A 13337-nucleotide genomic window follows, 5' to 3' on the forward strand; every position below is an offset into this window, starting at 1 on the left:
ACAGATAGCACAAGGATTATGTTAATCATCCAATCCAGACGTATGATCATTAATCAGCATGTCCATGTAGTTAATACCATTGTAGATAGATAATTCATTAAAAAGATATTGGAAAACGTTCCATAAACTGTTCCACATTCTTGCATGCTCCCTATCCTCCAGCATCCTAATTTCGATTGTTTCATAGTCCCAATATTTCGACCAGGAATAGATAATATCGCAGAACGTCATTTATTCTATGAAACATTGTTTATTAGGACAGTCCAGCCAATCAGAGAAAGCATCTAGGAAATGATACTTGGATTACCAGCAAGAAAATGCTCCTGAATTTCCTCGCCCTCCTTCACAAAAAAAGGAATGTGTGGCGTTTCGTCACGAACTTTAAAAAATGATGTCGCCATATAAGACATTTTAGCCCAAGGGTCACAAATGACTGCGTTCTTACCCCAGGTAAGAATATTTTTAGGATCTGAATTTTTTTTTCGACCAATAACGACCATTTCATGATGCTTCAGGCTTACCGCTTCGACCTTTGCTTCCGGACAAGCCTCCTCAATTCTGCAAACTGCAAAAAACGTCATTTCACCACATTGAGCGGCTTGTAAAAACTGAAATAAATGATCTGCCTTAAAATCTTTATCTCTTATCATGTTCCGAATGGTAAACAACAAGAGCAGTTGCTCCTTATACACTTCTGCAGGCAATGTAGCGACTACATCTTTTCTGTTCAATGCGCCCAGAGGGAATCTTTTATTGATTTCATCCATTCCCAAGGCAGCAAGTTCTGTATTTCGGATGAGTTTTGATTTTTCTTCATTAAACATAGGTTCTATTCTCTTGTCATAACCTGTATTGATTAAAGTACAGGCATATTGCCTCAATAAAGCGCCATCGCCAATGAGTAATATTATCAACGTAGCCTGGGAGTAGGCCCAAAGGGCAGAATCCCAGGTTTACATTCGGCATTGATTAAATTGCAAGCATATTTCCTCAGTGAAGAGCCGTCGCCAATGAGTACTATTATCATCGTAGCCTGGGAGTAGGCCCAAAGGGCAGAATCCCAGGTTTACATTCGCAAGCATTCACTCTCCAAACTCCCCATGAGCCCCATCAGATCCCCAATTTTCAGGCAATGTTCCATTCTGAACATATCGATGAAAACTGGAGTATGGCCATTCTTTTGCTGAGGTGACATATCCATGTTTAACTGGGTTAAAGTGAATATAATCGATATGTGATTGTAAATCTGATTCATCACGTATTCGATGTTCCCAAAAACGACGTTGCCAAAGAGAATACTCTCCTCGTTGATCTTTTATTATTTTTACGTGTTCCTTTATTAAACTTTTTGTAAAATTCGATTTAATTTGATGCCAACGTAAAGAGTAATTAAAATCATTGTCAGGCAATTTCCACACTGTATGTATATGATCAGGCAATACGACTATAGCCTCCGTACAAAAAGGATATTTTTGTTTAACTTTCCGGAATGCCTCACCCAATAGGTTAATTTGGCTGGTTAATAATTGAGATTTACGATTGTTCAAAACAAGAGTAAAAAAATAAGTACCGCCCGGCGTATAGTCTCTGCGAAAAGTAACCATAATTGCTTGTGAAGTTGGATTTCCTGTGAAGCGAATTTTATAGGGATTTATTGTGCTTTGGAAGTACAATGAAACCTGGGATTCGGCCCTTGGGGCCTTCTCCCAGGCTACTCTGGCGCATTAAAATTATTTCCCATTAACCTTTGAGCTATAATTAAAATAAACCTATTTTGAAGAGGCTATTCAATTGACTAAACATATTCTTGTTGTTGAAGACAACCACATTGCCAGTAAAATGCAAAAAATAATTTTAGAAGGTATGGGTTTTGAGGTTGATTGCGCGATGACAGGAGAAGAAGGAGTAGATTTAGCTCTTAATAAAAAATATGACTTAATTATTATGGATATAGGATTACCGGGAATTGATGGAATAGAATCAACTATAAAAATCAGAATGGATCAATCAAGGATAAACAACACATTAACACCAATTGTAGCAGTCACTGCGAATGAGGAACCCCTAAAACGCGAACAATGTCTCGAAGCAGGCATGGACGATGTATTTTCCAAGCCCTTTACTCCTGAAACGGCAAGGGAACTTGTCGCTCGCTTTTTTCCTGAAGTGGCAGCGTAAGTGTAAAAACACTTCCCTCACCTAACTTGCTTTGTACCCTAATATCTCCACCTAACTGAATAGCCATCAGACGGGAAGTATATAACCCCAAACCAACCCCCTTAAAATCCTGATACTTGTTCGATTGCGATAACTTTGTGAATTTCTCAAAGATATAATCCAGTTTGTCCTCAGGAATCCCAATCCCCGTATCTATAACCTGTATTGTGCAAGTCGTTCCGTCATTCACGACCTTTATCTTCACGAATCCCTTTTCTGTGAAATTGATAGCATTTCCGATCAAGTTTGATAAAATCAAATTAAATTTCAATTTATCTGTTTTTATTTTGTTTTCTTGATTTGAAATCTCATCAATATAAAAATCCAGTGCTTTTACCCTTATCGTCGCTGATAGCATATCCTTAATTTGATTCAATTCATGGCTCACAGAAAGCCATTCCTTTCGAACTGCTTGAGGTTCTTTTATTGACAACACGGCAATAATCTGATGATGAACTGCTTCCCATTGTTGAGAGCTTTTGAGCAAGTCCTGTAAAAGTGATTTTTTATCTGAATCAGTTTCCATTTCATACAGCATCATTGCTACTGCACTAATACCCGCAAACGGGGTTTTCAAATCATGTTGCATATTACTTATAAATTCAGATTTAGCTTGATTAGCCGCCTCCGCAGCTATTCTCTTTTCTCTTTCTTTAAGCTGATCTTTGCGATATGAGAAAATCGTACCAAACAATAATACTGAGCAATAGGTAACAATAACAGTCATATAATCGGGGGGTAAGCTCAGGACACCACCAGTGATTAAAAAAACGATTAATCCTAAACAAATTCCTAACGTTAATATGATAAACAGTGATAATAAATCTAATAACAAAATAGATAACACCAGGACTGTAATCCCATTCATAGACCAGGAATAGGACATATCATTTTTTAATAGAAGAAATGTAAAAAGAAACGGGAGACTGTATAAAAGTGTTATATACCAGAATAAAGAAAAAAATTTCTTATATTTATTAGGCCAGTAGTCTTTTAAAGCTAATAAAACACAAAGAAAAACAGTGACTAAGCGTAATTCCAGGTTTTCATAACCACCAGAAGCCGCAACCATCCAGACCAGGTAAAACAATGGATAGGTAATAATTCCAAAAATTGCGAAGGTTATGTAGGGATGAGCAAATTTTTTTGCATGCTCATCAACATTTTTATTGAATTTCAGGAAGTATTGTTTCAGAGTCATGTAGACCATCCATTAACAGACTGTTTTTCTTGATAATGATATACTTCTGCCGTGTTGTCAGTTCAAAATGACTTGGGGAATGTTGTAATTTTTGGATAATATAACGATTTAACTCATCCTTTGATGCAGTAACATCAGCATCTGCTAGCATAAAACCTGCAATATGAAGCATGGCCTCTTGTGTGGATGTAACAAAAGACTCATCAGACGCATAAAGATGAACATTATGGTCTCCAAATGTATTGCGACATTGATGTGCCAGTTGGTCAATTTCTAATACTTGGCCACCAAAATGATGAATTAATTCTGATTTACCCAGCTCATCTCCACCCAGAATAATAACCAAAATCCCACCATCTTTTAAGCTCTGATAAACTGACTTGATGATCCCTAACCATAACGGAGGATCGATGTAATAGAGCATGTGTGATAACAGTACTAAATTATACTGGCTTAATTTTAAATCAACATTCAGAATACTTCCTGTAATTTGAGTACTATTCACAGATAAAGGTAATAACTCTTTCATATTATCTAGTGCATTATGGTTCACATCCACCAAAGTAACCTGTTTAAAATGCTGGGCTATAGCTTTTGTTAACGAACCATCTCCAGGACCAATATCCAACAACGATCCATCTGCGGGAATTTGAGGAAGAATTTCATTTAAGCAAAACAATATTCTGTTTCGTGTTTCATGCGTTGATGAAAGGACGAGTTTGAGTGTATTTAAGTAATGATGCTCACTATTAAATTTGCCAAAGATAACAGGGTTTTCAATGGTTTTTGAAAAATCAGCTTGTTTTTGCAAATGCTCTTCGGATAATTCACCCATTGCATGTTGCTCAGAATGGGGATGAGCAATACGTTGATATTCTAATGAGCCAACTCCATTTTTCTTCGTTGCGGAAATGGTTTGCAATTATTCAACTCCCCAATCCATAATAGTTCCTTAATTTATAATATAGACCTAAATCATGAAGGCCAAGCCCTGACTGGTTCAAAAAATAAACATTATAGCCAATATAATTCCTAATGAAAACATTTATTTTTGATGCAAGTAATTTGTGACAATCTTCCATTTCAAGGAATCCTTTATTTTTCAGGCCAACAATGATGCAAGGATGTGAGGTTACATCCAGCCTGTTTTTTAATAATTGTAGGCTATAACTAACTATTCGGTTATTAGAAAAAACCCCTTATGCACTTTATCAATTTATAACTTCACAGAACAACAGGTTAAAATGGCTGGTTGATAATAGTAATTTCCGATTGTTCAAAGCAAGAGCCAGCGTAGCCTGGGAGTATGGCAATTCTTTTACTGAGGAAACATATCCATGTTGAACCGGGTTAAAGTGAATATAATCAATATGTGCTTGTAAGTCTGATTCATCACGTATACGAAGTTTCCAAAAAGGACGTTAACAAAGAAGATACTCTCCTCGTGGAGAATAGCCCTTAAACATACCTTTTTTTCATCCAGAAATCCACGCCTATATCAGTTTGCAATGGGTTTAGTTCACTAATTTCTTGCAAAGCCAAATGCCGTAGCTTTTCGATAATTGCATTTAATCCGTTACTATGGATAGTCCTGTCACTGTGATGCTGAATATTGTTTTCAATGATAATTTCTGCACGATAAGCATATACATTTTCATACAAATTCCCGACCGAGATCTCAGGGAAAAAGAGAAGCACTTTCAACAAATGACAAGCCAGCAGATAATTAGCCTGTCTGTTAGCACCCCGCGATTTAGTAAAAAACAAAAAGCCTTGTTCAAAGTCAATCGTGCCAGGTCGTCCTTCCTGATAGAATTCAGTCCGGGCAATATATTTTTTAAGGTCGATAATTAAAGAATATCGCTCATTAGGCATGCGATTGGTATTAAGTTCTTCAGTATCATACCTGGCCAGATTATCCGCAACAGTCTCAAGTGCGGCATGCCCGGCAATTGCGTCCTCAAAAGAGGAGGCCATTTTCAAGGATAATAAACCAAAATTGCTTAAATGAATAAGCACGCGTGACGCATCTAAAGGTTGACTGTGTTTCACCAGGATATTTCTATTGTGCTCATTTAATAATCCGGCTTTATGTAAATCTGTCAGTGCTTGCGACAGCAATTGAGGGCATCTGCTAATAAGTATTTCTTCAGCATTTTCGCAAGTAAGCAAACCCAGCTGGTTAAGTCTGTCTAACGCCTGAAATAGAATGAGTGGATTTTCATGCTGAAACAGCAAAACTATATTTCGTCTTCCATTGTCTGAAGAAAATAGTTGAACCTTACCAAGCATTGTGATCATTACAGATAAATGATCAGCATCTTTGCATTTCAAAATCAGCCCAAAATGATGTTCCAGAAATTCTGCCGACAATAAGTGAACAGAATCTAAAGCATTCAGGATGGTTTGAGCACCAAGGGTGTTGTTCTGTTCATTGATTTGTTTTAGATGCCTGTGTTTTTGTGCCTCATGCCCAGCTAAACAAGGTAATAAAAGCAGTGTTGCAGCAAACAACGGGTTAGGGTGTGTTGAGATAGCATTAAGATACTGCAATTGGAATAGTTCATTAATAGGTTTGGATTGTAAAAACGCGAAAAAAGCTTTGGCCAGGCTCACTGGATCAGGATGGTTCAGTACTGCATTCTGATATAACGTTGCCGAAAATTCATTGGACAATCCGTTATCACTGAATACACGCATTGCCTCTGTAATGACAGCCGGATTTTGCTTTGTGCGGATTGCTTTCTTTAAAAAATGATCAGCTTTATCTGTAGCGGCACTCACAGAATACACAGTACCCAGTGTGCTTGCAGCAGCAAGAGAATTATTGTGGGCGTTGACCAGTTCTATATTTTCAGCAGTTAATAAATCATACTCCTCTAATTTACACCACGCGATGGCCAAATCATAAGGCGATTTATGTTTACTTAATTTATGTCTTAATGTTGGCGCTTTAATACCTTTCAATATGCCTCTTTGATGCAAAATACCCAAAGCGGAAGCCATTTCTTTTGGAAACAAGCTAGAGACTACTGTTTGAATGTTTGCCTTTGCAGCATAACCAGCTAATAAACCGTGGTTATTCAAGATAACCAGTGCCTGGGCAAGATCGTAACGATTACTGCTGCTACTCAATAGGCGCAGAGCAGCATCGTCTAATAGGTCATCGTGATGTAACAGCTCAACAGCATCACCTAATAAGCGCAAGTCCGAAGGGTTTAAACCACCGATAGTTCGAATATGAGCATCAACATTGGTCCCTGTTAATAATCCAAACTGAGAAAATTCCCATAAAGCTACAGCGGCATGCCAAGGACTTTCATGAGCTGCAACTTGTTTAAACAGTTTTTGCCCCCAATCACTACTCATTAAATGGGCATTATTTAAGGTAGAAAGCCCTTTAACTAAAACATCAATCTGCTTATGCTTTATCAGCCTGTTAAAATTATCCTGATTCAAAAGTCCATGTTGATAAAGAAAATCGACTGCGGCAGCAAGAGCAGTTGCATTTTTATGTTTCAAAACAGCTCTTCTATTTTGGACTTTATTCATTTCAAATAATGGGGATTGAGAAGACTCACCCAAAATATCCTTTATAGACTCTTGAGTTCCATTAAACATATCATGTTCAGCGTGTGCATCAGAATCTTCAGAACTCTCATGAGATAAAGCACCATTCCAGTATAAATCATCTATAATCTGTAAATTTTCAGGTATTTTCAAAAAATTGAAAGACAGAGGAACGATCATAACCTGCTCTGATTCTATATATAATAAAGCGTAGCGAATCGGGTTTTCATCAATAAGAAGAGCATCAAACTGCTTTTGAGTTTCTGAGGCCAATAATACATGGGAAGTGCGTAATCTCCATAATGCTTCAACCACTTCCTTAGCTTTAATACAATTCATAATGGCATCAAAATTTTCCCTGCCTCGTCCATTACTCAATAATCCAATATCGTTCATCAGGTTTATCGTATTTAAAATGAAATCCGGGTCAGGATATTTTATTATGAGATCAAAATATTTTTGTTTTTCCTGCTCTGGGATGAAGCCTAGCTGAAGTAATTTATTAAAAATGTGTATCACAACCCATGGATTTGTATTTCTGTCAAGGGCTCTGATATTACTGGAAGGAAGAGACTGAAGTAATCCACTAATGTTCAAATAGGATATTAAATCAATCATTTCCTTAGGGTATTCATGTTGCGTTATTACATCAAAGCAGGCTTGGCTACAATCAGGATTTTTTGGCAAATTTGCGCTTTTAAGTGCAACTAGCATTTGTTTTAATAAAACAGGATTTTTAAATCGGGTAATGACTTTTATGTTCGTTTTTGCATGATAGTTTGTCAGTAATTCTTCGTCCAGATGCTGGATAATTGCGACGATAAGAAGCGGTGAAGAATGCTTCAGGAGCATTTCAAGAACATCCTGGCCTGAGGTTTGATAAAGGTAATGCATTACTTTGGGATCCTGCAAAGCGTTTACTAGTTCTTCGATATTTGGATGACGGGTCAGCAGACGATAAGTCTCTGGCATCATCAATATACCGATTCCATCCAAGATCCTGATTACATTAGCAATAAGTAATGGTTTTTCGTGTAATGCGATGCTTTGAAAATAACTCTCAGCTGACGTCGAGTCTAATAACTTCCCTCGCAACAAAGATAAAAAGGAATTAATAAAATCGACGGGATGACGATGACTTAAAAGAACTTTTATAATTCTGGATAACCAGGAGGAATTGGTTAATCCATACATCTCAAGAATAGCTAAGGCCCGAATGGCTTGTTCAGGAGATATAGCACCTAAAAGCAGCTTGGTATAAACAAGCCGATTTTTAACCGCTAATGTATTCCTTTTCGCTAATACTCTTGTAACTTCAAGTAAATTATTGTGATTGACTACGCAATCAAAATATTCCTGTTCTGAATTCGCGCCCATTGATTTATCTGAAAGCAAAAACATGATAACGGTATTGACCTGTTCCAGATTGGAATGGCTGATAATTCTGTTGAAATTTTCTTGTTTCAATGCGCCTGTTAACAATGAAGAGTTGCTTAACAGTTCCAGTGTTAGCTCTAAATGATCTGATGCTGGATGCTTCAGAAGCGCCATTAGATTTCTATCTTTGGCTGTATGGGGCACGGAAATTAAACCTACATGCTCCAAAAAATCAAATGAGAAGAGAAGGTATTTAGCGTCGCGTTTTCTTGTACAGGCATTGGCTACTTTTGATGTGTATTTAAAAGTGGCCATTATAAGTCAATTTGTTCAAAAATAAAATAAATACACCCTATTATTAGACCAAGAGAATACGGTATAAAAGTTTCTGCGAAAATTAACCATAATTGTTTGTAAAGTTGGATTTCCCGTGAATCGAATTTTATATAGGGATTTATTGTAAAATGAAAACCCCGGATTCGGCCCTTTGGACCTACTCCCAGGCTACGCTGGCTGGCTAATATTCAGATTAAGTCAGCATTTGATCTCTGGTGATTCAATTTTGCATAAATAAAGGCAACTTAACGTTGCCTTAGGATAACTCAACTTTATTATGAGGGAATTTAAGCAAAGGCTTATGCTGACGGTGAGCCAAGACTGGCTGTTAATCCAGCGCTTTCGGCTTCATCTACTTTACTTCCAAAGAAGCTGATTCCACGTGAAAGCCTGCTACGTGCGTCGCCATTGGGTTGCATGGCTCTCGCCAAGCTTGATGAACTGGGTTCTGTTCTGCAGGAAGAGCTTGCTTCTGAAGACGAGGTTCCCGCATAGTTGTTTTCAACAGGGAGCGTTGATTCAGGTGCTCCGGGCGCTGACTGGCTGATGCGGATAAGCTGAGATTGTTCGGCTGTTGCCTTTGTCTCTCGAAGCCAGGACAACGTTCCTATTTCGTCTTGAAACCCAGGCGAATCTAATTCATTGAAGCTACTTAATTTTAATAATTGTAAAGAAATAAGACGATTAAGAAGCATTTTCGCTGCTGGTGAGACTTTGGATTCATGGTGAGGAATATTAGTTAAAAGATCAAAAATTGAGCCAACTTGCTCATCAGTAACTCGATCTGAATTTATATGTTCAATGCCATATTTATTTAAAAAGCCAAGAATAGCCATTTTTGTATCATTTAGCTCTTCATGATTTTTCGCTTTTAAATAAGCAATAATCAAGCATTTATATGCAGTTTTTAAAGAGACTTCACTGAATACTCCATACCCCATATGTGCCATGTTTGCAATTTTAAGCATTTGTGAACTAGTAGCAAAGGCCATTTGTTCGCGTACTTGGCTAATTGCCTGAGTTCTCTGCTGTTTTGTTTTTATCCATCCATCCAGCACGCGCAAAGACGACTCCAGGACAATTTCATTTCTCTGTGCAATTATTGATTGTGCAAGCGTTGCTTGATAAGCTTGCTTGGCGTCATCACTTTGGGATGTCTCGAAATCGGCTGGCATATGGCAGGTATTCAGTTGTAGCAAACCAGATCTTTCATAACCCTCCATAAGTTCTTTTGAGTGTAAAAGGTGTTTTTCCTCATCATCAAAAAAGGAAATAACTATGGGGCCGTGTTGTTTGATTAATTCACCAGCAGCAAGCTGCATCATTAATGCTTTATTATTTGAAGACATGCCTCCCTTAAACTGGATCGTATTTAAAGGATCTTCCTGATGATCAATCCTGAATTGCTGTTTCGCTTCGGCATCGCTATTAAAAAATTCAATTAAACTGTCTCTATCAAGCCATTTCACAAATGCTCCATTTCTACTATCCACTAAGCAAACTCGCAAAGTTGGAATAGATATGTCGTTGATTGGAAGATTATTTATTTTATGGCGTGTAATTGATGATGCCATAAGCCATTGATTATTATTAATAAAATAGTCAGCCAAATCCTCTGGGTTTGAATTGTAACGCTGTAAATCAAGAGAGCCGTTTTGTTGTATTCGCATCATCAGATTTGAATATAATTCAGTATACGCTGTACCAATGCGTTTTAGTTGACCGTGATCATCGTAGTTACCTGTATCTGCGGGTGTAATTACATCATGAACTGTAAAACCCTGTTCTTTAATCCATTGAATAATTTCATGACGAGCCAGGCCTACACCCAAGCCAACGGTGCGCAAGTCGGTCAAATCCATATTAGTAAAAAGGTAGATATCAGTGACGCCCTGACCCCGTAAAGAGGTTAATAGCTCCTGATTCAGATCATCAGTATTGTAAAGCAACGTTTGGTCTACGTCTAAAAATACAAAGTGTTTCATTTTTAACTCCAAATAAATCATGGCCGTATTCAGCAATAGTTTTTAAATGAGAGAAAGAGTACAAATGAAACCTGTTCAAGAGAGTAGAGCACTAGCTATTCGCTGAATTATAAGTCTCAAAGAATGCATAGTGCATGCGGATTCAATTCTACTTAATCTCAGCGACAAACCCATTATAAAATCAATAATTAGGTCCTAAAACCAGTCCTCCAATTGTCTAGATGGAGAAGATAAGTCGCACATCAATCAAATTTAGCATTAAAAATGCTTTAAATGCTCATTTATTATACTTATGGTATTTACCTATGTCAATGGCAATCATGGTCTTTGTGTTAAAATTGCATATACCACTCCATGCCGATCACAGATGCCGGTGATATCGATCACGAATTACATTTTAAGCGGATCAAGATGAACAAGAAATTAAAGAAAATAAATTGGTGTTTTTTCCAGCGGTTACATACTCTGATTGATTCTTTGCATTTTTTGCCAGCAAAATAAATAATGTAGGTAATAAAAGTAACAGTGCTGAAAATAGATTAATCATCCAGTCCAGACCTATGATCATTAATTAACATGCTCATGCAGTTAACACCATTCTGGATGGATAATTCATTGAGAAGATACTGATCATAATCATCATTAATTATAGAGTTTATTGCTTTTTCCAAGATTTTTTGACATGGAGAGCATGTGGTGAGAGAAATAATTTCCATAATTTTTTCATCTGAATCTTTTATAATTAGATGATTTAAATCTTTACTTGAAAAAATGAGTTTTGATTGATTGGCATAAATTAATTCAAACCCATATTCAAAGCCATTCGGGTGAGTTAAGGGCATGAAGCCTTCCATTTGTACTTCAAATTCAGAATAACTCCATAATTTACTGCATTTTCGTGCGCTTATTTCGTCAACCAAGGTGTGCTTGGGCATGCTAAAGAGTTGTAAACAAAAGTCAGTATCATGCGACAACAAATCAAATCGTGCAGAAACCCTGTCCATGTAATTTTCTGGAACAGCTCCAATTCTATAAACCCGATATCTTTTAAATAACTTTGGGTCATTCCTATGGACTAATTCTTTTAGCTTTAAAAACGCAGGGGTTCCGTGCAATGAAAAACCAACAAAAAGTTTCTTTTGGGTTATAAACGAAACTTGCTTGAGTTGTTCAGCTTCTTCTAAATTAATACACATAGGTTTTTCAGTTAAAACATGACTGTTGTTGCGCATTGCCAGACTAGAATAATAGCAATGAGAATCTTTGTGAGTGGTTACAATGGTTAAAGTAGGATTATGTTCCCACACTGTATTTAGAGTATCAACAATTTCAATTTTATCGATATTTATTGATATATTGTTACTGACATCAAACGGGTTATTGTCCTTCAATACCCTTTTTTTAAAGGTAGAGCTTTGGTTTGTATCCTTATCATAGCAGATAACTTTATTTGCAATGCTTGAAGCATACTTGGCATAAGAAGTGCCCATTTGCCCTAAACCGATTATAGCGATAGTAAATGTCATTTCTTTATACTAGTGAATTATTAATAAACATAATATATATTGCAATAATGAATAATTTTATCGCACCATGATTAATATGACTATAGAAATGACCACTCACAATTTATTCTTGATGACATAATAATTAAATTTTGTAATACCAATTAATTTATTTTCAAAATATAACTTAATGCAATAATCTCCATCTTTTAATGGGACAACCTGATCTTTTACCATTGCGCCAAGTTTAGGGTTCAAACCCAATGTTTGCGTATATCCTTTGACAATATCCCCACCTATGTGGCATGTAAATCCAATAAGAGATCTTTTAACGCTACCCTGCAATATGGGGGTGCCTTTGTAATCAACACAAACAATCTTTACATCATACTTTTTCTTTGTTGGATTAATATCGCCAATCACAGCATAATAAAATATTAAATCATGATTATTTGTAAATGAATCGACTCTACGTCCAGCCAGCGTAGCCTGGGAGTAGGCCCAAAGGGCCGTATCCCAGGTTTACATTCACATTCATTCACTCTCCAAACTCCCCTTGAACTCCATCAGCCCCCCAATTTTCTGGCAATACTCCATTCTGAACATAACGATGAAAACTGGAATATGGCCATTCTTTTGCTGAGGATACATATCCATGTTTAACCGGGTTAAAGTGAATATAATCGATATGCGCTTGTAAGTCTGATTCATCACGTATTCGATGTTCCCAAAAACGACGTTGCCAGAGAAAATACTCTCCTCGGTGATCTTTTGTTATTTTTACGCGTTCCTTTATTAAACTTTTTGTAAAATAAGATTTAATTTGGTGCCAGCGTAAAGAGTAATTAAAATCATTGGCAGGCAGTTTCCACACTGTATGTATATGATCAGGCAATACGACTATAGCCTCCATACAAAAAGGATATTTTTGTTTTATTTTCCGGAATGCTTCACCCAACAAATCAATATGATGAGTTAATAATTGTGATTTCCGATTTCTCAAAGCAAGAGTGAAAAAATATGTACCGCCCGGCGTAAAATCTCTGCGAACATGAACCATAATTGTTTGTGAAGTTCGATTTCCTGTTAGTCGAATATTATAGGGATTTATCGTGCCTTCGAAATAAAATGAAAACCTGGGATTCG

General features: G+C 36.8%; 10 protein-coding genes. 1 reads left to right on the top strand and 9 read right to left on the bottom strand.

Annotated features, from left to right (window positions below):
* Positions 1-284: 284 nt before the first annotated feature.
* Together G543_RS0104925 and G543_RS0104930 are read right to left on the bottom strand one after the other, a co-directional pair.
* Positions 285-914, bottom strand: a complete 630-nt coding sequence (locus tag G543_RS0104925; protein WP_133141312.1) for a hypothetical protein — start codon at positions 912-914, stop codon at positions 285-287.
* Between the two features lie 168 nt (positions 915-1082).
* Complete coding sequence (locus G543_RS0104930; RefSeq protein WP_028383551.1) at positions 1083-1604, bottom strand: REP-associated tyrosine transposase; 522 nt, start codon at positions 1602-1604, stop codon at positions 1083-1085.
* 187 nt (positions 1605-1791) lie between these two features.
* On the opposite strand from G543_RS0104930, the gene G543_RS18640 reads away from it, so the two are divergent.
* Positions 1792-2178 (top strand): response regulator, encoded by a 387-nt coding sequence (locus G543_RS18640; RefSeq protein ID WP_081675611.1) that lies wholly within the window; start codon positions 1792-1794, stop codon positions 2176-2178.
* Here G543_RS18640 and G543_RS0104935 read toward each other — a convergent pair.
* From G543_RS0104935 to G543_RS0104975, 7 genes are all read right to left on the bottom strand, one after another.
* Entirely contained in the window at positions 2120-3289 is a 1170-nt protein-coding gene (locus G543_RS0104935; RefSeq protein ID WP_162145880.1) for a sensor histidine kinase, read from the bottom strand. The two genes, G543_RS18640 and G543_RS0104935, sit on opposite strands and share 59 nt — an antisense overlap.
* Positions 3290-3383: 94 nt before the next feature.
* Positions 3384-4340, bottom strand: coding sequence for a class I SAM-dependent methyltransferase (locus G543_RS0104940; RefSeq protein ID WP_028383553.1), 957 nt, complete (start codon positions 4338-4340; stop codon positions 3384-3386).
* Between the two features lie 536 nt (positions 4341-4876).
* Positions 4877-8680, bottom strand: coding sequence for a hypothetical protein (locus G543_RS0104950; protein WP_028383554.1), 3804 nt, complete (start codon positions 8678-8680; stop codon positions 4877-4879).
* Between the two features lie 320 nt (positions 8681-9000).
* Complete coding sequence (locus tag G543_RS0104955) at positions 9001-10686, bottom strand: hypothetical protein (RefSeq protein WP_028383555.1); 1686 nt, start codon at positions 10684-10686, stop codon at positions 9001-9003.
* Between the two features lie 539 nt (positions 10687-11225).
* Entirely contained in the window at positions 11226-12212 is a 987-nt protein-coding gene (locus G543_RS0104965; protein WP_028383556.1) for a Gfo/Idh/MocA family protein, read from the bottom strand.
* Between the two features lie 96 nt (positions 12213-12308).
* Positions 12309-12614, bottom strand: coding sequence for a hypothetical protein (locus tag G543_RS0104970; protein ID WP_028383557.1), 306 nt, complete (start codon positions 12612-12614; stop codon positions 12309-12311).
* 115 nt (positions 12615-12729) lie between these two features.
* Positions 12730-13251 (bottom strand): REP-associated tyrosine transposase, encoded by a 522-nt coding sequence (locus G543_RS0104975; RefSeq protein WP_028383558.1) that lies wholly within the window; start codon positions 13249-13251, stop codon positions 12730-12732.
* Positions 13252-13337: the final 86 nt, after the last annotated feature.

It is taken from the genome of Legionella moravica DSM 19234 (assembly GCF_000423305.1).
GTDB classification, from domain to species: domain Bacteria; phylum Pseudomonadota; class Gammaproteobacteria; order Legionellales; family Legionellaceae; genus Legionella; species Legionella moravica.